Source organism: Luteococcus sp. Sow4_B9, assembly GCF_052116585.1.
Classification (GTDB): Bacteria; Actinomycetota; Actinomycetes; order Propionibacteriales; family Propionibacteriaceae; genus Luteococcus.
Genome location: NZ_JBQKKT010000018.1, coordinates 33,523 through 58,785, shown reverse-complemented (window position 1 = coordinate 58,785; position 25,263 = coordinate 33,523). Strand labels below are relative to the sequence as shown.

The window sequence follows — 25,263 nt, the reverse complement described above, 5'->3', positions numbered from 1 at the left end:
CGCCTGGGGTTCGGGGGGCGCGTCCGGGGCGAGGAGCCAGCCGAACCGCCACTACTACTTCTTCTTCTTCTTGCGCGCCTGACGGGGCTGACGGGCAGGCTGCTGGCGCTGCACGGTCTGACGGCCACCATCAGAGGTCTTGCGCACTGTCTGGCGGGTCACCTGCTGACGCGCAACACCGGGGCGCGGAGCCGCCGTCGCGCCACCCTCATCGCTCGACGCAGCCGGGGTGGCCGCAGGCGTCACCAGCTTGGCCTGACGGCTCTTCTGACGCTTCGCCCGGCGCTCGGCCTCGATCTTGTCGGGATCCTTGCCCTTGGCGCGCATGCGCTCCTGCCAGTCGACGTGGGCCGGGGTTCCGGGCGTCGGGTTGTTGCGGATCAGGATGAACTGCTGGCCCAGGGTCCACAGGTTGGTGGTCATCCAGTAGATGAGCACACCAATCGGGATGTAGATGCCACCCAGTGCGTACATCACCGGGAACATGTACAGCATCATCTTCTGCTGCTGTGCCATCGGACCGGTGAGGGCCTCCGGCGGCATGTTGCGGATCATCAGCTCCTTCTGCTGGATGAACAGCACCGCCGTCATGCAAAGGATCAGCACCAGGGCTGTGATCTGGTTGGCCCCGAATGGGGTCATGGGCAGGAAGCGACCAGCCAGCTGCGCACCGCCGACAGTGGCGTCATGCAGCGACTGCACCAGCTCTGGATTCTGCTTGAAGAAATGACCTCGGGGAATGATCGGGTTGCGAGCGGCGCCTTCCAGCACGCGGAAGAGCGCCAGGAAGATCGGCATCTGCAGCAGAACCGGCAGGCACGACGCCATCGGGTTGACGCCCTCCTCGCGGTACAGGGCCATGGTCTCCTGGCCCAGGCGCTCACGATCATTGGCGTACTTCTCCTGCAGCGCCTTGACCTTGGGCTGGATCAGCTGCATGTCTCGCGACGAGTTGATCTGCTTCACGAACAGCGGGATCAGCAGGGTACGGATCACGATGGTCAGGCAGATGATCGACGCCACCCACGTGATGCCCTTGCCGTGGCCGAAGACCGGTGCCCACAGGTTGTGGAAGAGCACGATCAGACCGGACACGGCCCAGTAGATCGGCTGCATGATCGCGCTGCCGAAGTCCATGAACGCGTCCTTCAGTCCGAAGAACAGCAGCAGCGTCTGGAGTGGAACCATCAGATGTCACCTCGGGTGTTGTGGGAGTTGCCCGTGGCCATGGCGACGGACGAGTCTGTGGTGGGTGCCTGGTTCTGCCCGCGAGCACGCTCGGTCTGCCGGGCCTGCCATTCGGCGGCCTCTGGCGTGCCGGGTACTGGGTCGTAGCCGCCCAGAGACCAGGGATTGCAGCGCAGGATGCGCCAGATGGTGAGCAGCGAGCCGACGATGGCTCCGCGTGCCTCGAGTGCTCGAAGGCCATAGGCCGAGCACGAGGGGTGGTACTTGCAGGTCTGCCCGTAGAGCGGGGAGATGAAGGCACGCCAGAACTTCACGAAGGCAATCAACGGATACTTCACGAGGCACCCTTCGATTCGGCGTCCTTGCCCAGACCCAGACGCTCCGCGCACCGGGACCAGGCCTGGGCCAGGTCAACCGGGAGCCGGTCCGGCTCGGTGGCGGCTGCGGGCAGCGCCCGCACCACCACCACCATGCCGGGTGTGTCTGCCATCAGGGGAAGCACAAGATGCCGCAGGCGACGCTTCACCATGTTGCGGGTGACTGCGTTGCCCACGGCCTTGGACACAACAAAGCCCACCCGTGAAGGGGGGCTCTGTGGCGCTTCTGCACGCACGCTGTGCGTCATGCCTGCATGCACGGAATCGTCAATTGCGCGCGCATGCACGACATCATCAATTGCGCGCGCATGCACGACGAGAGTAGGTCTCGCCGCCCTCACACCTCCGCGAATGGTCGCGCGGAAGTCGGATGCCTGACGCACCCGTGACTGGGCGGGGAGCACCCGAACTCGTCAGGCAGACAGCTCGGCGCGACCCTTGCGACGACGCGAAGCCAGAATGGCACGGCCGGCGCGGGTGCTCATGCGGGCGCGGAAACCGTGCGTGCGGCTGCGACGACGGTTGCTGGGCTGGAAAGTACGCTTGCTCACGGGGATTACTCCCTTTGTCTTCGAATTGGCGGAACCCGGAACGGATGAACACCTGGTGAGGAATCCATTCCGGCACGGGGAAGTGCATCGCCGACGGCCGGCGACTGGTCAACGATACGGGTTGTGACCAGTCCGGGGCAAACCGAACCGCATCCTACCCAATTTCATCGAGGTAACTACATCAATGTAGTCCAGTCGACACGCCGCACCACCAAACATTTTGAGTCGAGTCGGCTTGCCCGCGCGCTGCCACGGAAGTATCGTCTACGGTCCGTAGCAGGGTTTTCCACAGGCTTGGGACAGCGCCCTCCACACGGCTCTGACCGGGACAGACACCCCGGAATGGCCGCTTGCGCACAGGCTGTGGAAAACTGTGTGGATACGTGCATGACCTGATTCCGCCGGAATCATGGCGCCCCTGAAACCCCCGCGGGGAGACGCCAGTCAGATCCGGGGACGTAGCGATTGGTGTGACAGTGAGCATTTCGTCAGAGCGCGTGGCTTCCGCATCCGCCGACGATCCTGCCGCCCAGCTCACCAAGGCCTGGAAGCACATCCAGACCAGCGCAGACGCCCCGAACAAGGCATGGCTGAAGAACACCAAGCCCCTCACCATGCACGAGTCCACCGTGATGATCGCGGTTCCCAATGAGTTCACCCGTGAGCGCATCGAGACCCGTCTGCGCGTGCAGATCGAGGAAGCGCTCTCGGACTTCTTCCACCGCCAGATGCGCCTGGCGATCACCGTCGAGCCGGACCTGGAGCTGAGTCTGGAGGTTCCGGACCGCGACGAGGATCCCGAGGAGTTCGATCCCGAACCGGCCCAGTTCATCCCCAAGCCCGACGCCGAGAGGCTGCGTCCCAGCAGTCCCACCCCAGCCATCAACACCCCTGACGCCGATCGGCTGAACCCGAAGTACACCTTCGAGACCTTCGTCATCGGCTCCTCCAATCGCTTCGCCCATGCCGCGGCGGCCGCAGTCTCCGAGGCCCCGGGCAAGAGCTACAACCCGCTGATGATCTACGGCGAGTCGGGACTGGGCAAGACCCACCTCCTGCACGCCATCGGCCACTATGTGCGGCACTACTACGACCGCGTTCGCGTGAAGTACGTCAGCACCGAGGAGCTGACCAATGACTTCATCAATGCCATCAGTGACAACCGCACCGCCCAGTTCCGCCGCACCTATCGCGACGTCGACGTCCTGCTGATCGACGACATCCAGTTCCTGGAGTCCAAGATCCAGACGCAGGAGGAGTTCTTCCACACCTTCAACACACTGCACAATGCGCAGAAGCAGATCGTGATGACCTCGGACCGTCCCCCGAAGCTGCTGGAGGCCCTGGAACCGCGCCTGCGCAGCCGCTTCGAGTGGGGTCTGATCACCGACATCCAGCCGCCGGACCTGGAGACCCGCATCGCCATCCTGAAGCGGATGGCCGCCACCCAGAACCTCACGGCCGGCCCCGACGTGCTGGAGTTCATCGCGTCGAAGATCCAGACCAATATCCGTGAGCTCGAGGGTGCGCTGATCCGGGTCACCGCCTTTGCCAGCCTCCAGCGGCAGGAGGTGGATCTTGACCTGGCGCAGATCGTGCTGAAGGACTTGATCCCGGAGGGCCAGGAGGCGGAGGTCACGCCGCAGCTGATCATGTCGGAAACGGCCGACTACTTCGGCATCACGCTCGAGGAACTGACCGGCACCTCCCGCACCCATGTGCTGGTGACCGCTCGCCAGATCGCCATGTACCTGTGCCGCGAACTGACGGACATGAGCCTGCCCAAGATCGGCCAGCTCTTCGGTGGCAAGGACCACACCACGGTGATGCACGCCGATCGCAAGATCCGCGAGCTGCTGCGCGAACGTCGCAGCGTCTTCAACCAGGTGACCGAGCTGACCAACCGGATCAAGCAGAAGGGCCAGTGAGGCCCTGGGTGGGATGAAGCCCCGCTCGGGTTCAGTCCGGCCCGGGTTCGGGCGTCCTCGGGTTCAGGCCTGCCCCGGTTCAGGCCTGCTCGGCCACCAGGTCGGCCAGGGGACGCACGAGGATCGCATCCAGGTAGCCACGGACGTCGCGTGCCATGTCCACACCACGCTCGTCGTAGAGCCATTGCACCTGCAGGCCGTCCATCAGCGCCACCAGGCTGCGGGCCGCCATCTCCGGGGTCAACCCGGGACGCAGCAGCCCTTGTTCGGAGATCTTCTGGAAGATGACGGTCTGCGAGTCCACCAACATCTCGTAGCGCAGGGTGAAATACGTGTGCGCCGGGTGAGCCGGATCGGTCGCCTCGGTGGACAGGGTGCTGAAGAGCTCCACGATCCCGCGCCGGGACGCGTTGTGCTCGACGATCGAGACCATCCCCGCCAGCTGCTCCACGGCGCTGCGCTCGGTGCCATTGGTGTGGAAGCGCGCGCCGTCGTCCTCGTCGCGGCGGGCCAGTACCTCCAGCAGAAGGTCTTCCTTGGACTTGAAGTGGTACAGCAGTCCGGGGTGGGTGATGCCCACCTTGGCCGCGATGTCGCGCAGTGACGTCCCGCGGTAGCCCACCTCGCCGAACAGCTGCACGGCGGCATCCAGGATCTGGGCTCGACGCCGGTCCCCCTTGGGACTCGGCTCGTGGTGCTCGCTTCCGCTCAACTCGGTCAACTCCTGGTCCGGAGGGCGCCACCTCGTCGGGGCCCGCACGTCACCCAAGTATCCGACCAACGAGGTTTCCGACCCAACTGACAGTGCCGGGCAATGGTCTGCAGGTCGCCTGAGACCTTTCGACCCGACTCGCACCTCAACGGTGGAATCGGTGAATGCGGGGCGAAGACGGGGAAGTTTTCTGGACGAACACCGTTGTGCACAATCCACAGGTTGCCTGTGGACAACTGTGGACAACTCGGCTCGCCGATGTGGCCATCCGGTGGATGACGATCTGCACGTCCTCGCGCCATGCACAGCCATCCCCAACCGGGGCCCACGCCATCCACAAGGAAGAATTTTGCTCATTCAGCGGCTGACAAGCCCAGACACGAGTTGTCCACAGGTTCCACAGAAGTGATGACGATGACTACAGGACATACATCTCAAGGGTCTTCAAAGCCGGACTGCCCCCACTGTGTGGACAACCGCTGCCCAGACCGAAGACCCTCAACCAGAACCCGAGGGCGCTGACGATCAACCTGTCATTCACTAGGGGTGAGTGGATATGATGCCCACGCCGTCATCTGACCACTGTGTGCCCGAAGAGCAGCGCAGGAGCAGGTGGTGGTGGAGATCCAACTACCTGCACTCGAAGGGGACGTCGTGAAGATTCGCCTGGAACGCGATGTGATGGCCGAGGCCGTGGCCTGGGCCGCCCGCAGCCTGCCGAGCCGACCCAGCGTCCCGATCCTCGCTGGGCTCTTGATCAAGACCACCGACGAGGGCATCACCATGTCCAGCTTCGACTACGAGACGTCGGCGCAGATCAACGTCGTCGCCGACGTGCTGGAGCCGGGCGAGGCGTTGGTCTCCGGCCGCCTGCTCGCCGACATCGCCCGCAGCCTGCCGAACAAGCCGGTGGAGCTCACCAGCGACGAGTCGCGCATGGAGCTGGTCTGCGGTTCGGCCCGCTTCACCCTGCAGACGCTGCCCGTCACGGACTACCCCACGCTGCCAGAGATGCCGGCTGCCACCGGAACGGTGGAGAGCGAGGACTTCGCCAAGGCCGTCAGTCAAGTGGTCGTGGCCGCCGGCCGCGACGAGCTGCTGCCGGTCTTCACCGGTGTCCGCGTGGAGATCGAGGGCGAGACCCTGTCCCTGCTGGCCACGGACCGCTACCGCATGGCGCTCAAGGAGCTGACCTGGCGACCCAGTAATTCGCAGGCCTCCGGCGCCGCCCTGGTTCCGGCCAAGGTGCTGAGCGAGACGGCCAAGAGCATGGGTGCCGGCGAGAACATCACGATGAGCCTCTCGAATGCCTCGGCTGGCGACGGCCTGATCGGCTTCGAGGGCGAGGGTCAGGGCGGCACACGCCAGATCACCACCCGTCTGCTCGACGGGGAGTTCCCCAAGGTCCGCCACCTGATGAATGTGCAGGCCACCGTCTCCGTGCGGGTGAACACTGCCGAGCTGATCAGCTCCGTGAAGCGCGTGGCGCTGGTTGCGGAGCGCAACACCCCTCTGCGGATGATCATCGGCGACGGTCAGGTCTCGCTGGAGGCCGCCACCGGTGACCAGGCCCAGGCCTCCGAGGCGATCGAGGCGGTGGTCGAGAACCACACCGGCGGTGAGATGTCGATCACCGCGGCCGGCTTCAACCCGCACTACCTGTCCGATGCGCTGAACGCCGTCGACACCCCCTACGTGCACTTCTCCTTCACCGCGCCGGGCAAGCCCTGCCTGGTGACCGGTCTCTCGGATCTGGACTCGGATCCGTTGCCGGACTACAAGCACGTGATCATGCTGATGCGTCTGCCCAACTGAGCAGACCAGGCCAGAAGAACCGGCCAGACCGACAGGAGCTCCCGCAGATCTGCGGGAGCTCCTGTCATGTCCGGTCCAGCGCACGGAACCGTCCCATGTCGCAGGATGGGTCACGTGACCCCCAGAGCGGAAGGCGAGGGGGGCTCTCCCCACGGGGTGCGCGATCTCCCTAGGCTGGTGCCTGCGCGGTGCGGCACCGTGCAGACCCGTGAAAGGAAGCAGCATGCAGATCGGACTCGTCGGCCTGGGCAAGATGGGCGGCAACATGCGCGAGCGCATCCGCAAGGGCGGCCACACCGTCATCGGCTACGACGTCAACCAGGAGATCAGCGACTCCACGAGCCTGCAGGACATGGTGGACCAGCTGACCGAGGGCCCCAAGGTGGTCTGGGTCATGCTCCCCATCAAGTTCGTCGACGAGACCATCACCCAGCTGGCGGAGATGCTCAGCCCCGGCGACATCATCATCGACGGCGGCAATTCCAAGTGGACCAATGACAAGCGTCACGCCGAGCAGCTCAAGGCCAAGGGCATCGGCTTCCTGGACTGCGGTGTCTCCGGTGGCATCTGGGGCCTGGAATATGGCTACGCCCTGATGGTGGGTGGCGAGGCCGCCGACGTCGCCACGGTCCAGCCCGTCTTCGACGCCCTCAAGCCCGAGGGTCCCTACGGTTTCGTGCACTCCGGAGCCCACGGTGCCGGGCACTTCGCCAAGATGGTGCACAACGGCATCGAGTACGCCCTGATGCAGGCCTATGCGGAGGGTTGGGAACTGCTGGAGAAGGCCGACGAGGTCACCGACGTCCCGAAGGTCTTCGAGAGCTGGAAGGAAGGCACGGTCATCCGCTCCTGGCTGCTGGACCTGACCGTCGACGCGCTGCACAAGGATCCGCACCTCGACGCGATCGACGACATCGCCGAGGACTCCGGCGAGGGCCGCTGGACCGTGAATGCCGCGGTTGATCTTGGTGTCCCGGTGCCGACGATCGCCGCGAGCCTCTTCGCCCGCTTCGTGAGCCAGCAGGAGGACAAGCCGGCCATGAAGATGATCGCGGCGATGCGCAATGAGTTCGGCGGCCATGCCGTCGTCGCGGCGCAGCCCGAGAAGACGATGACCCCGGGAGAGGGCGGCAACCCGAAGGGGCACTGAGCCGTTGGGTCCCGTGACCGTCCGCCTGACGGGTGGTGCCGTCGGGGTCATTGGAGGGGACCATCTCTGCGAGGTGGTTCCCTCCGGTCGTCTGGCTTGGTGTTTCACGTGGAACCGGGCCGTCAGGCCGGGTGACCCGGCGTCATCGGCAGCCCAGTAGATTGGGGGGCATGTTCGTCCACCACCTGAATCTCACCGACTGGCGCTGCTATGCGTCGGCCGACGTGGAGTTGGGGCCCGGCGTGACGATCTTCGTCGGTCAGAATGGCCAGGGAAAGACGAATCTGGTGGAGGCCGTCGAGTACCTGTCGAGCATGTCCTCGCACCGGGTGAGCAGCGAGGCTCCCCTGGTGAAGGCGGGGACGAACCAGGCGATCGTCCGCGGCAGGGTACAGGCGGCCAGCGACGACCCCCGCCAGCTGCTGCTGGAGATCGAGGTCAACCCGGGCAAGGCCAATCGATCCCGAATCAATCGCAATGCCCTGCCGCGTGCCCGCGAGATCTGCGGGGTGCTGCGCACCGTGGTCTTCAGTCCGGAGGACCTGGCCATCGTCAAGGGCGATCCCAGCGACCGGCGTCGCTTCCTGGACCAGATCGTCATCACCCGCTGGCCGCGGATGGCCGGCGTGAAGGCCGACTACGAGAAGGCGCTCAAACAGCGCAACACCCTGCTCAAGCAACTGGCCAAGCCCGGGCAGCGTCCTGACGAGTACGCCATGGCCACCCTGGAGGTCTGGGACGAACAGCTGGCCCGGATCGGCAGCGAACTGCTGCATGCCCGGATGGACACGATCACGGATCTGATGCCGCACGTGAGCCGTGCCTACGAGGAGATCGCACCGACGAACAATGTTGCGGCGGCCGAGTACAAGACGTCGCTGGACACCAGCATCGGGGTGGCCGACGAGCCCGGCCGTGAGCTGTTGGAGCGCCGGATGCGGGAGGCCATGCAGGAGCGTCGACGCGAGGAGCTGGCCCGCGGTGTCAGCCTGGTTGGCCCTCACCGCGATGACCTGACCCTGTTCATCGGCGAGCTGCCTGCCAAGGGCTATGCCAGCCACGGCGAGTGCTGGAGCCTCGCGCTGGCCCTGCGGCTCGGGTCCTTCGAACTGTTGCGGGCCGACGGGATCGAGCCGGTGCTGGTGCTGGACGACGTCTTCGCCGAGTTGGACTCCACCCGTCGCCTGCGGCTCGCCGAGCATGTGCGTGGCGCCGAACAGGTGTTGGTCACCGCGGCCGTCCCCACCGATGTGCCCGAATTGTTGACCCTGGATGACGACGGTTTGCCCACCGGCCGGCGCTATAGGGTGAGTGCTGGCACTGTCAGGCCGGCTGGAATCGACGGCGAACCCCTTGGTGACAAGGAAAGTGAACATGTGACCGAGATCACTCCACAGACTGTGGAAAAGTCTGTGGATGGATCGGTGGACGGTCGTGGACTTCTTGGGGAGGACGCATGACCGACTTCCCGGAATCCGAATGGACAGAGGAATCGGCGTCCACGGCCAGCGATGCCGACCGCGAGGTGCTGGCGCAACACGACCCCTTGGGAACGGACCTGGCCAGCCAGGTTGCGCAGGGAACGAAGTCGCTGCTGCCCCCGCCCCGGGGCGTCCGGAAGAAGAAGACCACTCGGCGTCGCTCCTGGACCGATGGGTCCATCCGTTCCGGAGCGGGTCCCGATGCTCGCGACCCCCAGCCACTCGGTGCCGCCCTGGGGCGGGTGATCGAGGAGCGCGGTTGGCAACGCGAGGTGAGCCTGCGGCATCTCCTCGACCGCTGGGATGGCCTGGTGGGCCCCACCAATGCCGCCCACTCCACCCCCGAGTCCTACAAGGACACGGTGCTCACGGTGCGTTGCGACGCAACGGTGTGGGCCACCCAGCTGCGGATGCTGGCCCCCAGCCTGGTCGCGGAACTGAACCGGCAGCTTGGCCAGGGAACGGTCACCCGCATCACGGTCCTGGGCCCCACGGCACCCAGCTGGAAGCACGGCCCGCGCAGTGTTCGTGACGGCCGTGGCCCGCGCGACACCTACGGCTGAGCGAACCGGGTGGGGCGGCCCAGAAATCTGGCCACAGGGGCCCAGGGAGCCGCGGGGTGCGCTGGGGACCTAGGTAGGCCTACTGGCAGCCGCCCAGACAGGCCTTTGCGAGCCGGTCAGAGGCATTCCAGCCGCGCCACGCCCCGCCAATGAACAAGCTCTCCGGTCCGTGCGGTAGAATTTCCCTGTTGGAGAAGTGTCGCCCGGACCGTGTCAGCGGACGGGCGACGGTCATGCGAACAGGAGCAACCCAAGGTGAGCGAAAACCCCGGAGTGGGCATCGACGCGGACCAGACCCCTGAGGAAGAGGTGGGTCGCCTGGAGGGGCTCGAAGATTCGAGCGACACCTCCGTCGCGGCGGGTAGCTACGACGCCGGCCAGATTCAGGTGCTGGAGGGTCTTGAGGCCGTCCGCAAGCGCCCCGGCATGTACATCGGCTCCACGGGTGAGCGTGGCCTGCACCATCTGGTCTACGAGATCGTCGACAACTCCGTCGACGAGGCACTCGCTGGCTATGGATCGTCGATCGAGGTGGAGATCCTGCCCGAGGGCGGCATCTCGGTGACCGACCACGGCCGTGGCTTCCCGGTCAAGATGCACCCCACCCATGGCCTGCCGGCCGTCACCGTTGCCCTGACCGTGCTGCACGCCGGTGGCAAGTTCGGCGATGGCGGCTACAAGGTCTCCGGTGGTTTGCACGGCGTCGGCTCGTCGGTGGTGAACGCCCTGTCCAGCAAGTTCACCGTCGAGGTCAAGCGCGACGGGTACCGCTGGGAGCAGACCTTCCACCTGGGCGTGCCGGAGTACGACCTGAAGCAGTGCGAGGAGACGGACGAGACCGGCACGAAGGTCACCTTCTGGGCCAGCCCCGACATCTTCGAGACCACCAACTACTCCTACGAGACCCTGGCCACCCGCTTCCGTGAGATGGCCTTCCTGAACAAGGGCCTGGAGATCAAGATCACGGACCTGCGTCCGGACCACGTCGACGAGGACGGCAAGCCCAACCAGGACAGCTTCCGCTATGACGACGGCCTGGTGGACTACGTGAAGTACATCAACGGCACCCGCGAGCCGATCCACCCCAGCGTCATCAATGTCGAGGCCCACCTGCCGGAGGCCGGCATGGGCGTCGAGGTGGCCATGCAGTGGAACACGTCCTTCACCTCCAGCGTCCACACCTTCGCCAACACCATCAACACCATCGAGGGTGGCACGCACGAGGAAGGTTTCCGCGCCGCGCTGACCAATACGGTCAACAAGTGGGGCGAGACCTGGGGCATGATCAAGAAGCGCGAGGACCGCGTCTCCGGCGACGACATCCGCGAAGGTCTGACCGCCATCATCTCGATCATGCTGTCCGAGCCCCAGTTCGAGGGCCAGACCAAGACGAAGCTGGGCAATACCGAGGCACGCAGCTTCGTGCAGCGCGTGGTCAACGACAAGCTGGGTGACTGGTTCGAGCGCAATCCCGCCGAGGGCAAGGACATCGTCCGCAAGAGCCAGGCCGCCGCCCAGGCGCGCATCGCCGCCCGCAAGGCGCGCGACATGGCCCGCAACCGCAAGGGTCTGCTGGGCTCCGGCGGACTGCCCGGCAAGCTGGCCGACTGCTCCAGCAACAAGCCGGAGGAGTGCGAGGTCTTCATCGTCGAGGGTGACTCCGCCGGTGGCTCCGCCAAGGGTGGCCGTGACCCGCGCACCCAGGCGATCCTGCCGATCCGCGGCAAGATCCTGAACGTGGAGAAGGCTCGGCTCGACCGAATCCTGCAGAACAAGGAGGTCGAGGCCATCATCAATGCGTTGGGCACCGGCGTCCACGAGGACTTCGACATCGAGAAGCTGCGCTACCACAAGATCGTGCTGATGGCCGACGCCGACGTCGACGGCGCCCACATCCGCACCCTGCTGCTCACCCTGCTCTTCCGCTTCATGCCCAAGCTGATCGAACAGGGCAAGGTCTACCTGGCCCAGCCGCCGCTCTTCCGACTGCGCTGGACCAATGCCCCGCATGAGCTGGCCTACAGCGATGCCGAGCGTGACGCCCTGCGCGACGAGGGCCTCAAGAAGGGCAAGAAGCTGCCCACCGTGAACCCGATCCAGCGCTACAAGGGTCTGGGCGAGATGGACGCCCAGGACCTGTGGGACACCACGATGGATCCCGAGGGCCGCATCCTGCTGCAGGTCACCCTGGCCGACGCCGCGATGGCCGACCAGATGTTCTCGATCCTGATGGGCGAGGACGTGGAGCAGCGCCGCAGTTTCATCCAGCGCAATGCCAAGGACGTGAGGTTCTTGGACATCTGAACAGAGCGAGGGGGGCGACCCCCTCGAACCCCCGGCGCCGTCGCGCGCACCGGCCCGACCGCTCGCAGGCTCGCTTCGGGCCTGCGCTCCGGATCGAACGGGTCTCGGGGTCGGATTCCAGACACGGTGGCCAGCGGCCGGGGCCACCACACCACGAACTTCACGAATTACGAACTGACAAGGGAAAACACAGATGAGTGAGACCCCGCAGGGCCCGCAGGGCAGCGACGAGCAGGCCAATTCCGACGACCTGTCGCCGGTGGACGAGATCGTCGGCGAGCAGGGCGACAAGCCCGCCGAGGGCGAGATCAGCACCATCGAGGAGATCGACGCGCCGAATCACGGGCGTACCCAGCCGATCGACCTGAACGACGAGATCCAGAAGTCCTACCTGGACTACGCGATGAGCGTCATCGTCGGCCGTGCCCTGCCCGATGTCCGTGACGGCCTCAAGCCGGTGCACCGCCGCGTCCTGTACGCCATGTACGACGGTGGCTACCGCCCCGATCGTGGCTGGAACAAGTGCTCCCGCGTGGTCGGCGAGGTGATGGGCAAGTACCACCCCCACGGTGACTCGGCCATCTACGACACCATGGTCCGTCTGGCCCAGCCGTGGGTGATGCGTGCGCCGCTGATCAACGGCCAGGGAAACTTCGGATCGCCGGGCAATGACCCCGCCGCAGCCATGCGTTACACCGAGTGCAAGATGGCGCCGATGGCGATGGAGATGGTGCGCGAGATCGACCAGGAGACCGTCGACTTCCGCCCCAACTACGACAACCGCGAGATGGAGCCCACCGTGCTCCCCGCTCGCTTCCCCAATCTCCTGGTCAACGGCTCGACGGGCATCGCCGTCGGCATGGCCACCAACATCCCCACCCACAACCTGCGTGAGGTCACCCAGGCGGTGCAGTGGGCCCTGGAGCACCCCGAGGCCAGCGAGGAGGAGCTGCTCGAGGCGTCGATGGGCTTCATCAAGGGCCCCGACTTCCCGCTGGGCGCCACCATCGTGGGCCGCGACGGCATCGAGCAGGCCTACCGCACCGGCCGCGGCTCGGTCACCATGCGCGCCGTGGTGGACATCGAGGAGGACAAGAACGGCCGCACCATGCTGGTGGCCAAGGAATTGCCCTACATGTGCAATCCCGACAACCTGGCGCAGAAGATCGCCGAGCTGGTCAACGCCGGCAAGATCACCGGCATCGCGGACATGCGCGACGAGACCTCCTCGCGTGCCGGCCAGCGTCTGGTCATCATCCTCAAGCGCGATGCCCAGCCCCGCGTCGTGCTCAACAACCTGTACAAGCACACTCAGCTGCAGGACACCTTCGGCTGCAACATGCTGGCCCTGGTGGACGACGTGCCGCGCACCCTGCGCCTGGACCAGTTCATCAGCTACTGGGTGGCGCACCAGATCGAGGTCATCCGACGTCGTACCGAGTACCAGCTGAAGCAGGCCGAGAAGAAGGCGCACATCTTCCGCGGTCTGGTGAAGGCCCTCGACATGCTCGACGAGGTCATCGCCCTGATCCGTCGCTCGCGCACCACCGACGAGGCCCGTGAGGGTCTGATGGCGCTGCTCGACATCGACGAGGAGCAGGCGACCGCCATTCTCGACATGCAGCTGCGTCGCCTGGCCGCCCTGGAGCGTCAGAAGATCATCGACCAGTTGGCCGAGCTGGAGCGCCTGATCGCCGACCTGAAGGACATCCTGGCCAACGAGATGCGCCAGCGAAAGATCATCGGCGAGGAGCTGCAGGAGATCACCGACAAGTACGGTGACGACCGTCGCACCAAGATCGTCGCCGCCGACGGTGACTTTTCCGACGAGGACTTCATCCCCGACGAGGACATCGTCGTCACCATCACCCACGGCGGCTACGCCAAGCGCACCAAGAGCGACCTGTATCGCGTGCAGAAGCGTGGCGGCAAGGGCGTCAAGGGGGCGAACCTGCGCGCCGATGACGAGGTGCAGCACCTGTTCACCACCACGGCCCACCACTGGGTGCTCTTCTTCACCACCATGGGCCGCGTGTACCGCATCAAAGCCTGGCAGCTGCCCGAGGGTGGTCGTGACGCGAAGGGTGGCCACGTCGCCGGACTGCTGAGCTTCCTGCCCGACGAGCGGATCGCCCAGGTGCTGACCCTGAGGACCTATGAGGATGCGGACTACCTGCTGCTCGCCACGAAGAAGGGCCTGGTCAAGAAGACCGCGCTGAGCCAGTACGACAGCTCGCGGCAGGCCGGCGTCATCGCCATCAACTTCCGCGACGAGGATGACGAGCTGATCGGCGCCCAGCTGGTGAGCGAGGAGGACGACGTCCTGCTGGTCAGCCGCAAGGGGCAGGCCATCCGCTTCTCCGCCGCCGACGACCAGCTGCGCCCGATGGGCCGCGCCACCAGTGGCGTCACGGGCATGAAGTTCCGGGGCGACGACTCGCTGCTCAGCATGGCGGTCATCGACTCCGAGATGGCGGAGGACGACCGGTTCGTGTTCACCGTGACGTCGGAGGGCTACGCCAAGCGAACCGCAGTCAGTGAGTACCGTCAGCAGGGCCGCGGTGGTCTGGGCATCAAGGCCATGAAGTTGGCCGAGGATCGCGGCGACCTCGTCGGTGGTCTGGTGGTCAGCGAGCACGACGAGGTGATCGCCATCAAGAATTCGGGCCAGATCACCCGCTCTGCCGTGGCCGATGTGCCCGCCAAGGGCCGCGACACCATGGGCGTGAAGTTCGTCGGTGTGCGTGGCGAGGATGAGGTTGCGGTGATCGCGCTCAACCCGGAGAGTCACGAGGAAGAGGCGGACGAGGCCGCCGTCGAGGCGCCCGATGCCGAGTCCACCGCCGCGTCGGTTGCCCTGAGCGAGGACGAGACCGCTACCGTTGACGAGCAGGAATCGGCTGACGCGGCCGACGACGACCAGGAGGAATCCGGTGAGTGACCCGAGCAAGGCCGCCAAGATCGGTGCCGAGGCGGCGCAGGCCGCCCAGGCGCCCCATGACGACGCGACCGTCGTTGAAGCCTCTGGGGCAGGCGCCACCGCCGAGTCGTCGTGGAGCAAGGCCCGCAAGAAACTGGGCGACGCCTCGTCGTCGATGGGCGGCAAGGTGACCGACCTGCGCAGCAAGACTGCTGCTGCGGCGGCTGCGGCCACGGCCAGTGATGGTGCCGGCCAGGTGGGTTCGCGTCGGACCCGTCGCGCTCGCCTGCGACTGTCCCGCGTGGACCCGTGGTCCGTGATGAAGACCGCCTTCCTGTTCACCATTGCGGGAGGCATCATCTTCTTCATCTCCACCTGGGTGATCTGGGGCGTCATCAACGCCTCCGGCGTCTTCGAGGCCGTGAACACAGCGGTGACGGACCTGGTGGCCAGCCCCGGCTCCGAGACGGCCTTCCGTCTGGAGGACTACGTCAACACCCCGAAGGTGTTGGGCTTCGCGGCGCTGATCTCGTCGCTCAATGTGGTGCTGCTCACTGCCCTGGCGACGCTGTTCAGCTTCCTCTACAACCTGGCTGCGACGGTCCTGGGGGGCCTCGAGGTCACGCTGGCCGAGGACTGAACACCCCGATTTGTGCTCTAGCCGCGAAGGGCTGTAAAGTAACTCTTCGTTGCGAGAGCAGCTGCGGGCCTATAGCTCAGTCGGTTAGAGCGCTGCCCTGATAAGGCAGAGGTCACTGGTTCAAGTCCAGTTAGGCCCACAGAATCAACCCCTTGGTGTACACCAAGGGGTTTTCTGTTTCCTCGGCCACGATGCCGTCGAAGGCGCTCGCGGCCCGCGCCCCCAAGCCATGCCTAACCTTGCTGAGCCCATCCTTTCCTTGGATGACAAGGAGTTTTGTTCGTCCCAGAATGGTCATGCCACAACAGGGAGGAAGTGTCATGACGACATCGGGCAAGGACACGGCGACGCTGCACGCAGAGGGAAATGTGGGCGACCGCCTGAACTGGCTGCGGGCGGCAGTGCTGGGCGCCAATGACGGCATCGTCTCCATGGCCGGCCTGCTGATCGGCGTCGCCGGAGCCTCCGCCTCGTCGCGCACCCTGCTGATGGCCGGTGTGGCCGGGATCTCGTCGGGAGCGATGAGCATGGCGGTGGGCGAGTATGTCTCCGTCAGCGCCCAGAGCGATTCCGAGAAGTCGATGCTGGCCATGGAACGCCGCGAGCTCCGGGAGCTTCCTGAGCAGGAGCGCGACGAGATGGTCTCGATGCTCGAGGGCCTGGGTGTTAGCTCGGCGACTGCGCGCACGGCCGCCGACGAGATCCATGCCGGCGACGCCTTCGATGCGCACGCCCAGCTGGAACTGGGCATTGACCCGGATGCCACCAGCAGTCCCTTCGAAGCCGCCTGGGCCTCCTGTCTGGCCTTCACCACCGGTGGCCTGGTGCCGATGCTCGGGGTCTTGCTGGCCCCCGAGGGTCTGGTCATCCCCGTGGTGATGACGCTGGTGGTGGTGGCGCTGATGATGACCGGTGCCCTCTCGGCCCGTCTGGGGAAGGCGCCCGTGGCGCCAGCCATGATCCGGCTCGTGCTGGGTGGCCTGCTGGCGATGGCCATCACCTTTGGCATCGGGCGACTCTTCGGGGCGACGCTCGCCTGACCCGCGCTTCCATGACGGTCCTGCATGCCGATGGCCCGAGACCGCACTGCAGGTCTCGGGCCATCGGCGATGCGGTGGGGAATCACCCCCTGAGCTTGAGCGCCTCCCGGTAGCTGAGGCGCCCCTGGGTCTGGAGCAGCGCCCGGCGGTAGATGCGCTCGCCGATCCAGACGGTGATGCCGGCGAAGAGCAGGTTCAGGGCCAGGGCGATCAATCCATCCCACCACTGGGCGCTGCCCTCGACGATGCGGGCCGGCATCAGGACACCGGAGACGATGGGCACATAGCTGAGTGCCACCTTCCAGGCACCGGTGGCCATGAATCCCGCGAAGTAGACGCCCATCAGCAGGTAGATCATCGGGGAGCTGGTGTGTTGCAGGTCTTCGCTGCGGGTGCCCATGGCACCGGCGGCGGCCCAGATGCACGCCAGGGCCAGGAAGCTGGCCAGGAAGAGCACCAGGTACCAGCCGACGGCCTGGGTCATGGAGGGCAGGAAGTCCCTCAGGGTCGGAATGAAGCTGGCGCCCAGCAGGCCGGTCCCGACGAGCAGTCCCATCTGCAGCAAGGCCATGATCGTGTTGCCCAGTACCTTGCCGGCCAGCAGGTGCCTCACCGGGATGGCCGCCACCAGGATTTCCACGATGCGCGACTGCTTCTCCTCGATCACGGACTGGGCGATCTGCATGCCGTAGGTGAGTGCGGACATCAGGAAGAGCACCGCGAAGACCAGCGCCATCACCTGGCCGGCCTGGGCGCGAGTGGTGTCACCCTCCAACAGGTCGGTTCCCACCTGGGTGGCTGCCATCAGCTTGTCCGGCGTCGTGCCTGCCTTATGTGCCGTCTCGGCCATCACCTGGGCACTGACGGCTTGCTGCGCGGTGGTGAGCAGGCCCGTGTTGGTGGAGTCCTTGAAGGTGAGGTGCCAGGTGCCGTCCACCTGCTGCAGCAGGGCATCGGCGTCGCCCTTGCGCACCAGGTCCTGGGCTGCTGCCGTACTGCTGGCCGTGACCAGGCGCAGCTCGTCGTCAGGATCCTGTCCTTCCACCAGGGCGCTCATGGCGGTGCCCAAGGATTCGGCCTGGTGGCCGACCACCGCCAGATCCCACTGGGTTGAGCGTTCACCGAACCAGGCTCCGGCGCCCATGGAGCCCAGCACCAGCGCCAGAGTCACCAGGGTGCCGATGATGTAGGACCGGTCCGTGAGCTTGACCATGATCTCGCGGGTCATCACCGTGATCCACGGCTGCTGGGCCCTGCCGCCAGAGGTCGAGGCTCCGGCCGCTCGGGTCTCTGCTGCTCTCCGAGTCTGTCGAGGGGCGTCGAACGCGTCGTGGGTGTTCATGCTGCGACCTCGCGGTAGATCTCGGACAGGGTGGGGCGGACGCGGCTGAACTCCAGGACTTCGCCGCGCTGCAGGGCCTCGGTGAGCAGCAGGCGCTCGGTACCCGGCTCGCTGAGTTCCAGCAGCGCGGTGGAGCCGTCGACGTCGATGGCAACCACGCCGGGCAGGTCGCGGACCCAGCCGGTGTCCGTGCTGGCGACGAGGCGGTGGCGGATCCGGCCGCGGGATTCGAGCTCCTGCTTGCTGCCCCTGGCCACCACGCGGCCCCGGGCCAGGATCACGAGTCCGTCACAGAGCCGGTCGATCAGGTCCAACTGGTGGCTGCTGAACAGCACCGGGATGCCCTGGGAGGCGCGCTCGCGCAGGAGGTCGGCCATCTGGTCGATCGCGGTCGGGTCCAGGCCGCTGAATGGCTCGTCGAGGATCAGGCAGGTGGGGCTGGCCATCACCGCGGCGGCGATCTGCACGCGCTGCTGGTTGCCCAGCGAGAGCTTCTCCAGCTTGTCCTTGGTGCGCTCGCCGAGCCCGAAACGCTCCAGCAGTTCGATCGCCTCGGACCGGGCCTGGCTGGCGCCCAAGCCCTTGAGTCTGGCCAGGTAGACCAGCTGGTCGAGGATGGGCTGCTTGGGGTAGAGGCCGCGTTCCTCCGGCATGTAGCCGAAGCGGGCGCGCTCGTCGAAGGTGACGGGTGACCCGTTCCACAGGACGCGCCCATTGTCTGGGGCGAGCAGGCCCATGACCATGCGCATCGTGGTGGTCTTGCCGGCGCCGTTGCCGCCGACGAAACCGATCATCTGACCGTCGCCGACGGTGAAGGAGACGTCATCCGCGGCCAAGTTTTCTCCGTAGCGACGGGTGAGGTTCTGGACTTCCAGCATGCTTCCTCCCGGTGTCCCAGTCGGCTCGTCCGGCTGGTGTCTCCAGCCTCCCAAAAGGGTGGGGCCGCCACATCCGCCCGGCGACGGAGTCGCTGGTGCGCGGCGCGGGGGATGGGCGACGGAGTCGCTGGTGCGCGGCGCGGGGGATGGGCGACGGAGTCGCTGGTGCGCGGCGCGGGGGATGGGCGACGGAGTCACAGGCTCGGCGCCTGCAGGCAGCGCCTTGTCCACAGGCTTGACCCCATGTCCACAAGGTTTTCCACAGGGGTTGTGGGTGCTGGAGGATCAGTCGTGGGCCGTGAGCGCGATGCCCGCGCGATGGGCCCAGACAACGGCCTGCACCCGGTCTCGGACTCCGAGCTTGGCCAAGACATTCGAGACGTGCGTCTTGACCGTGGCCTCGCCGACGAAGAGCCTCTCGGCAATCTCCTGGTTGCTGAGTCCTTCGGCCACCAGCTGCAGCACCTCCGTCTCGCGGCTGGTGAGTTCCATCCCATGGGGGAGCTGGGGCGGCGTGGGGTTCCGTTCGGGCGGTGTGGCGGTCGCCTGCGGACTGGTGGTCTGCGTGCCCACGGTCTGCGTCGACGTCATCCGTCGGATCACCCGGGTGGTCACGTCGGGCGCCAGCAGGGCATGGCCGTTGGAGACCACGCGGATCGCGTCGACGAGTCGTTCCGGGTCGGTGTTCTTCAGCAGGAAACCGGAGGCCCCGGCGGCGAGTCCGTCGAAGAGATAGTCGTCGCGGTCGAAAGTGGTCAGGATCACCACACGGGACAGGTCCTCGGCCACCACCAGCCGGGTGGCGGCGATCCCGTCGAGCACGGGCATCTGGACGTCCATCAGGATGATGTCCGGCCGCAGCTCCCGCGCCCTGTCCAGGGCCTCCTGGCCATTGGATGCGGTGCCAACCACCTCGATGTCGTCCTCCACGGAGAGGATCATCTGGAAGCCACTGCGCACCAGCGCCTGGTCATCCGCCAGCAGCACCCGAATGGGCTTGGTCATCACGTCTCCTTGCCGAGGCTCGTCAGGGGAAACCTCACGCGCACACGGTAGCCACCGGTGACGCGGGGCCCGATCTCGGAGCTGCCACCGTGTGAGGTGACGCGTTCCCGCATGCCCAGCAGCCCGAGCCCGCTGCCGCTGGTGCCCGTGCGGGGCCGGCCCGCGTCCAGGACCTCTGCCTCGACGTGCCGCTCCTCCAGCCTGAGCTGGACGGATGCCTCACGTGCCGTGGAGTGTCGCACCACATTGGTGAGGGCCTCCTGGACCGTCCGGTAGAGCGAGAGCTGCAATGGCAGCGGCAGCGCTTCGAGGGAACCGGGCCGTGGTTCGACGATCGTGAGGTCCACGGCCAGACCGTCGCGGGAGAAGGACTCCACAAGGGTGGGGAGTTCGGCGAGGGTGGGCTGCGGTTCCCGACCGCCCTCGTCATCGCCTCCCGCACTGGGATCGACGGCGCGCAGCGCTCCCAGCAGACCGCGCATCTGCGTCACGCTCTGGCGTGCGGACTCCTCCACATTGGCCAGCGCCTCGGCAGCCCCGTCGGGATTGCGTTGCAGGAGCCTGCGAGCCCCGGCCGCCTGGATCCCCATCACGGAGACGTGGTGCGCGACGACGTCGTGCAGCTCCCGGGCGATGCGCAGTCTCTCCTCCACCACGGCTTGGTGCTGCAACTCCTGGCTCTGGCGTTCGATGGTCTGGACGGCCTGCTCGAGCAGCGCCCGGTCGCGCGCCTGGCGCCAGGCGGACTGGCCCATGGCGATGGCCCCCAGGATGAAGACCAGGTTGACGATGGCCGAGTAGAGCACCCAGGAGACCAGCGGGGAGAGGATCCCGTGCCCCAGACCCCCTTGGGCCCGCATCTCCCGGAAGTTGTCGATCGCATTGCCCAGCGAGACATCCCACGCCACCCACAGCATCATCAGGCCCACCAGTGCGCCCAGGACCAGCGCGGCCTGACGCCGGTCACCGGCCCATGCCGTCCCGGAGAAGACCGCGAAGAAGGTGATCGCCATCGTCACGGACTGGTAGCCGAGTTCGGGAACATAGGTGGCGGCGACGAAGAAGCCGACGAATCCGAGCACTGCGACCGCCAGCGGAAAACGGCGTCGGGCCACCAGGGGCAGTGTCTGGAGGGCCACCATCGCGTACTGGGCCCACAGCGGACGCATGTTTTCCACCGGGAGGAAGGCTCGCGAGAGTTCGAGGCACAGGACCACCACCAGCAGTACGCCGACAGTCACCCCCCAGTCCTGACGGCCGACGGGCGGTGACTCGCGCTCCCAGACGTCAGCTCCGCCAAGCAGGTCCAACCAGTTCATGCCGTGAGCCTATTCATCGGTGGTGCTGGGTGCCTCCATCGCAAGGGGGAGAGCGGACGGGGGAGCGATGTTTGCGCCGCAGGCAGGTCACCGAGCGTCGGACACCCCTTGTGTGAAAAAGATCTCGCGCCGATCGTTTTGTTGCTTGACAATCCGACGAGCTTGATGTTTGCCGTGCCCGGAACTGGGCGGGCAATGTTTGGACTCGTCGCCCAAAAGGGTGTTTGAGGCTCGCGCATTGCTGATCAAGCGTGCAGAATGTCAGCGTGAGCAAGGTATTGATTGTTGAGGACTCCGAGGTCATCAGGGCCTCGGTCGTGTCGGCCCTGCGCTCGCAGGGACACCTGGCACAGGCCTTGCCGGACGGAACTGAGCTGGAGCGTGCGATCACCTCCAACCAGCCCGATCTGGTCATCCTCGACGTCATGCTTCCCGGGGGGCGGGACGGATTCGAACTGTTGGGCGTGGTGCGCAAGCTCTCACGTGCAGGAGTTCTGATGCTGACCGCGCGTGACGAGATGACAGACAGGATCCGCGGCCTGAGCCAGGGCGCGGATGACTATCTGGCAAAGCCTTTCGCCATGGTGGAGTTGATGGCCCGTGTCGAGGCCATCCTGCGCCGTACTGGGGCGATGGGCAGCAGTGTCACCATCGGTGATCTGACCATCGCCGATGACGCGGCCATCGTCAGTCGCAACGGGACCACGATCGACCTGACCGAAACCGAGCGACGACTGTTGAGTCAGCTGGCGAAGCACCCTGAGCGCGTGGTGTCCAAGACCCAGTTGTTGACTGCCGTCTGGGGATATGACGGCTACGACGAGAACATCGTCGAAGTCCACATCTCCAGCCTCAGGCGTCGTCTCGAGGCCCATGGACCGCGTGTCATCCACACGGTGAGGGGCCGAGGGTACCGGTTGGGTACTACGTGATCGGTCGCCGGTCGATCCGGGCACGAGTGCTGGCGGCCATGTTCGTGGTTCTGGCGCTCACCATGCTCGGTGTCGGTATCGTCACCGACGCCGTGTTCATGAATCGTCAGATCAACGACATGGAAACGCGACTCAACCAGGGGTCGGAGCATGCCCAGACGCTGGCTCGACAGCAGGCCTCGGCGGAGGAGCTGGTCCAGCAGGTGCGCCGCGGCTCCATGCACGTCTCGGTGAAGTTGGCCGATGACCGCATCGTGGGTGATGCCCGACCGCCGGAACGGTCACGGTCCCGATCGGACGTCCTCGAGTCGAGCGGTGAACTCAAGGGGGCGGAGGTCACCGTCTGGGAGTCGATCGATCCCGTCATCAATGCCCGTCGTTCCCTGGATGGATCGCTGCTCCTGGTGGGTCTGCTGGGGATCGTCGGTGCCAGTCTGCTGACGGTGGTGATCACCGACGTCGCCCTCAAGCCGCTCGAGGTGATGGTGGACCGTGCCAACCGGATCACCGAGGGTGAGCGCGGCATTCGCATGGGCGCCACCCATGAGACCACCGAGGTGGGCAGGACTGCGGCCGCCATCGACGAGATGCTCGATGAACTTGAGGGAGCAGAGATCCGAGCGCGCCTCGCCGAGGCCCAGGCTCGTGCCTCGGCGGAACAGATGCAGGGCTTCCTCTCCGATGCCGCCCACGAGCTCAAGACTCCGATGGCCGGCATCCAGGCCGCTGCCGAGTCCCTGATCCAGCTGCCGGCCGACGCCACCGAGGAACGTGAGCAGCTCGCCTTCCTGTTGGGGCGTGAGGCGAGCCGGGGTGGCCATCTGGTGAACAGTCTGCTGGAGGCCGCTCGCGTGGACGCCGGCCCAACCCTTCGACTCGAACTGCTGGATCTGGGCGACCTCGCCCTGGCCGAACAACGACGCATGCAGCTCGTGCATCCCCGCATCGAGATGATCGTGCGGGGCAACAATCTGTTGGTCAATGCCGACCGCCAGGGCATCACCAGCGTGCTGCGCAATCTGGTGGACAATGCTGGTCGCGCGGCTGCACCGGAGGGCTGGGTGGTCATCGACCTGTCCACGCGTCCTGGTCAGGGCGGCGTGGAGATGGCGGTGGTGCGAGTGATCGACTCGGGTCAGGGCATCGAGCCTGCAGACCAGGAGCGCGTCTTCGACCGACTGGTGCGTCTGTCGTCGACGGCGACAACGACCAAGGGCTCCGGTCTCGGCCTTCCCATTGCTCGTGGTTACGCCCGGGCGCATGGTGGCGACGTGGTCTATCGCGACGGCATCGAGGACAGCGTCCCGCTGGACGAAGACGGCCGCCCGCGCCGCGTCGGAGCCTGCTTCGAGATGACGCTTCCCCTTGCACGCAAGGCATCCCCGGTGATTCCTGCGCGCGCCGAAGTGTCGGTCTGAGGCGTTTTCCTCTGCGGGCTGGCCTGTACTAGTGTCGGCTCCGCAGCCGGACCACACACCTGCGACCTCCTTTCCCAAGAAGCGGTCATCGTGTTCCCCTCCCCCGGGGTCTGGCTGCCCGAGTGGCCCTCGTTCCTCCATCTGGAGGCGGGGGTCATTTTCGCTCTTGGTACCCCTTGATTCACCAGATTCTATGTGGGTCGGTCGAATTAATTTGAATGAAATCCGCTTGTTTTAATTATGGCGGCATAAATATTTTCCGAAGTTGTTTCAGGTTGCCATCAGGAACGTTCTGACTACGTGTTATGTAGTAAACATGCTTGTCAGAAAGGGCTGAATTTGCGGTAGTCAACGCAAGGTTTTTGGGCAAGTATGGAGCCATCCGACGGAATGCCTCGGGGGACGCTGCATTGTGGCGCGGTGCATTCCCTGTCGGTAGCGAATTGGAGTCTTGCGCTCTGGGGGAGTGCGGCAATTCGTGGCCTTTGTCAGGAAAGGGACTGCAGAGATGCGATCCATCACCCGTACCACCCTTCGTTCGGCATCGTGCCTGGGCGCACTCGTCCTGGCTGGCAGCAGCTGGTTCGGCGCTGGAACCGCAGTCGCCGACGAGGCCCAGCCCGGCACGCCTGGCGTGAGCACCTCGCCCGCCGCCGAGAACTCCCAGAAGAAGATCACCGTTGAGATGTGGTGGCTGCTCCCCGAGGGTGCCGACGGCAACCGTGGCTGGGAGTACGTCCAGACTCGTTTCCCCGTGGGCGGCGAGATTCCGTGCGGCCGCGTGGTCCAGGCCGACATCTACCGCGGCACCCAGGAGCAGCTGGACGCCCTGGGCGACACGCTTGACGTTGGCGAGGACTCGCAGGTCTACCAGAGCAGCGAGATGCTCTACGGCCCCGAATGCTCCACCCCCGAGCCGACGCAGCCCGTCGAGACCCCGAAGCCCTGCGAAGATGGCAAGCCCAACTCCGGCGGTGGCTGTGAGACCCCGGCTCCCGAGCCGAGCAAGCCCGCGGAGACCCCCGTGCCCCAGCCCAGCAAGCCGGTCGAGACCCCGGCTCCTGAGGTGAGCAAGCCGGTCGAGACCCCGGCTCCCGAGGTGAGCAAGCCGGTCGAGACCCCGGCCCCCGAGACGAGCAAGCCGGTCGAGACCCCGGCCCCCGAGACGAGCAAGCCGGTCGAGACCCCGGCCCCCGAGACGAGCAAGCCGGTCGAGACCCCGGCTCCTGCTCCCTCCGACCTCCCCCTCCCGCCGACCGATGACGAGGGTGATGACGAGGTCGTCGTCGTTCCCGTCCCGACCCCGGTCGACGACGAGACTCCTGTGGACCTGCCGCTGCCCCCGGCCGATGACGAGAGCCCTGAAGAGGGCGACCGTCCCGCCGGTCTTCCCCACACCGGTGACCTTGGCGACGGCTTCTCCCCGTACGCCGCTGGTGCCGGGGTGTGCGGCATCGCCTTCCTGGCGGCCTTCGCCGGACGCCGGAAGAATGGCCAGCGCTGAGTTGTCCTGACCGACTTGGCCTGGAACCACAGGATCGGGTCCTGACCCTTCGGGGTCAGGACCCGTTTGTCGTGCCGGGCTCAGCAGCCCGGCCGTGCCATGAAGGGCTCCTCCGCACGGCCTGACGTTCGCCCTGCGCAGGTTCACTGACTGCGAAGATGCTGGACGCGACGGCGGGTCAACCGGTTGTGTGGAT

The 25,263-nt window shown here is 66.0% G+C and carries 21 protein-coding genes and 1 tRNA gene; 13 read left to right on the top strand and 9 right to left on the bottom strand.

Annotation, left to right across the window (positions count from 1 at the left end; genetic code table 11):
• Positions 1–54: 54 nt before the first annotated feature.
• From yidC to rpmH, 4 genes are read right to left on the bottom strand one after another with little or no spacing between them, the layout of a single operon-like run.
• Positions 55–1,188: a membrane protein insertase YidC gene (gene yidC / locus ACTQ49_RS11295; RefSeq protein ID WP_441827937.1), complete on the bottom strand. Its 1,134-nt coding sequence runs from the start codon at positions 1,186–1,188 to the stop codon at positions 55–57.
• Positions 1,188–1,526 (bottom strand): membrane protein insertion efficiency factor YidD, encoded by a 339-nt coding sequence (gene yidD, locus ACTQ49_RS11290; protein WP_441827936.1) that lies wholly within the window; start codon positions 1,524–1,526, stop codon positions 1,188–1,190. The genes yidC and yidD overlap by 1 nt, the downstream gene beginning before the upstream one ends.
• Positions 1,523–1,969 carry a ribonuclease P protein component gene (gene rnpA / locus ACTQ49_RS11285; RefSeq protein ID WP_441827935.1) on the bottom strand — a complete coding sequence of 149 codons (447 nt, stop codon included), beginning with the start codon at positions 1,967–1,969 and terminating at the stop codon, positions 1,523–1,525. Before rnpA ends, yidD begins: the two co-directional genes overlap by 4 nt.
• Before the next feature lie 9 nt (positions 1,970–1,978).
• A complete protein-coding gene (gene rpmH, locus ACTQ49_RS11280; protein ID WP_441827934.1) occupies positions 1,979–2,116 on the bottom strand; it encodes a 50S ribosomal protein L34 in 138 nt (45 codons plus the stop codon).
• A 497-nt stretch (positions 2,117–2,613) separates the two neighbouring features.
• Here rpmH and dnaA point away from each other — a divergent pair, with 497 nt between their 5' ends.
• Complete coding sequence (gene dnaA, locus ACTQ49_RS11275) at positions 2,614–4,044, top strand: chromosomal replication initiator protein DnaA (RefSeq protein WP_441827933.1); 1,431 nt, start codon at positions 2,614–2,616, stop codon at positions 4,042–4,044.
• Between the two features lie 79 nt (positions 4,045–4,123).
• On the opposite strand, the gene ACTQ49_RS11270 is transcribed toward dnaA, so the two are convergent.
• Positions 4,124–4,756 (bottom strand): TetR/AcrR family transcriptional regulator, encoded by a 633-nt coding sequence (locus ACTQ49_RS11270; protein WP_441827932.1) that lies wholly within the window; start codon positions 4,754–4,756, stop codon positions 4,124–4,126.
• A 654-nt stretch (positions 4,757–5,410) separates the two neighbouring features.
• Here ACTQ49_RS11270 and dnaN point away from each other — a divergent pair.
• From dnaN to ACTQ49_RS11225, 9 genes are all read left to right on the top strand, one after another.
• Positions 5,411–6,571: a DNA polymerase III subunit beta gene (gene dnaN, locus ACTQ49_RS11265; protein WP_441827931.1), complete on the top strand. Its 1,161-nt coding sequence runs from the start codon at positions 5,411–5,413 to the stop codon at positions 6,569–6,571.
• Between the two features lie 223 nt (positions 6,572–6,794).
• On the top strand, positions 6,795–7,721 hold the full coding sequence (gene gnd / locus ACTQ49_RS11260; RefSeq protein WP_441827930.1) for a phosphogluconate dehydrogenase (NAD(+)-dependent, decarboxylating): 927 nt from the start codon (positions 6,795–6,797) through the stop codon (positions 7,719–7,721).
• Between the two features lie 170 nt (positions 7,722–7,891).
• Positions 7,892–9,181, top strand: coding sequence for a DNA replication/repair protein RecF (recF, locus tag ACTQ49_RS11255; RefSeq protein ID WP_441827929.1), 1,290 nt, complete (start codon positions 7,892–7,894; stop codon positions 9,179–9,181).
• Complete coding sequence (locus ACTQ49_RS11250) at positions 9,178–9,765, top strand: DUF721 domain-containing protein (RefSeq protein WP_441827928.1); 588 nt, start codon at positions 9,178–9,180, stop codon at positions 9,763–9,765. The genes recF and ACTQ49_RS11250 overlap by 4 nt, the downstream gene beginning before the upstream one ends.
• A gap of 273 nt (positions 9,766–10,038) precedes the next feature.
• The gene (gyrB, locus tag ACTQ49_RS11245) at positions 10,039–12,069 is read left to right on the top strand and encodes a DNA topoisomerase (ATP-hydrolyzing) subunit B (RefSeq protein ID WP_441827942.1); all 2,031 of its coding nucleotides are present in this window, start codon (positions 10,039–10,041) and stop codon (positions 12,067–12,069) included.
• 307 nt (positions 12,070–12,376) lie between these two features.
• A complete protein-coding gene (gene gyrA / locus ACTQ49_RS11240) occupies positions 12,377–15,010 on the top strand; it encodes a DNA gyrase subunit A (protein ID WP_441827941.1) in 2,634 nt (877 codons plus the stop codon).
• Positions 15,003–15,629: a DUF3566 domain-containing protein gene (locus ACTQ49_RS11235; RefSeq protein WP_441827927.1), complete on the top strand. Its 627-nt coding sequence runs from the start codon at positions 15,003–15,005 to the stop codon at positions 15,627–15,629. The genes gyrA and ACTQ49_RS11235 overlap by 8 nt, the downstream gene beginning before the upstream one ends.
• A gap of 65 nt (positions 15,630–15,694) precedes the next feature.
• A tRNA-Ile gene (locus ACTQ49_RS11230) sits at positions 15,695–15,768 on the top strand.
• 181 nt (positions 15,769–15,949) lie between these two features.
• The gene (locus tag ACTQ49_RS11225) at positions 15,950–16,669 is read left to right on the top strand and encodes a VIT1/CCC1 transporter family protein (RefSeq protein WP_441827926.1); all 720 of its coding nucleotides are present in this window, start codon (positions 15,950–15,952) and stop codon (positions 16,667–16,669) included.
• Between the two features lie 82 nt (positions 16,670–16,751).
• Here the strand turns inward: ACTQ49_RS11225 and ACTQ49_RS11220 are convergent, their stop codons facing one another.
• From ACTQ49_RS11220 to ACTQ49_RS11205, 4 genes are all read right to left on the bottom strand, one after another.
• Positions 16,752–17,897: an ABC transporter permease gene (locus tag ACTQ49_RS11220; protein WP_441827925.1), complete on the bottom strand. Its 1,146-nt coding sequence runs from the start codon at positions 17,895–17,897 to the stop codon at positions 16,752–16,754.
• A 110-nt stretch (positions 17,898–18,007) separates the two neighbouring features.
• Entirely contained in the window at positions 18,008–18,889 is an 882-nt protein-coding gene (locus tag ACTQ49_RS11215; RefSeq protein ID WP_441827924.1) for an ABC transporter ATP-binding protein, read from the bottom strand.
• A 285-nt stretch (positions 18,890–19,174) separates the two neighbouring features.
• Entirely contained in the window at positions 19,175–19,882 is a 708-nt protein-coding gene (locus tag ACTQ49_RS11210; RefSeq protein ID WP_441827940.1) for a response regulator, read from the bottom strand.
• A gap of 11 nt (positions 19,883–19,893) precedes the next feature.
• Positions 19,894–21,213 (bottom strand): sensor histidine kinase, encoded by a 1,320-nt coding sequence (locus ACTQ49_RS11205; protein WP_441827923.1) that lies wholly within the window; start codon positions 21,211–21,213, stop codon positions 19,894–19,896.
• Positions 21,214–21,479: 266 nt separating this feature from the next.
• On the opposite strand from ACTQ49_RS11205, the gene ACTQ49_RS11200 reads away from it, so the two are divergent.
• The 3 genes from ACTQ49_RS11200 (at position 21,480) to ACTQ49_RS11190 (ending at position 25,067) form a co-directional block, all read left to right on the top strand.
• Positions 21,480–22,145: a response regulator transcription factor gene (locus ACTQ49_RS11200; protein ID WP_441827922.1), complete on the top strand. Its 666-nt coding sequence runs from the start codon at positions 21,480–21,482 to the stop codon at positions 22,143–22,145.
• Positions 22,142–23,563, top strand: a complete 1,422-nt coding sequence (locus tag ACTQ49_RS11195) for an ATP-binding protein (protein WP_441827921.1) — start codon at positions 22,142–22,144, stop codon at positions 23,561–23,563. Before ACTQ49_RS11200 ends, ACTQ49_RS11195 begins: the two co-directional genes overlap by 4 nt.
• Before the next feature lie 508 nt (positions 23,564–24,071).
• Entirely contained in the window at positions 24,072–25,067 is a 996-nt protein-coding gene (locus ACTQ49_RS11190) for a hypothetical protein (RefSeq protein WP_441827920.1), read from the top strand.
• Positions 25,068–25,263: the final 196 nt, after the last annotated feature.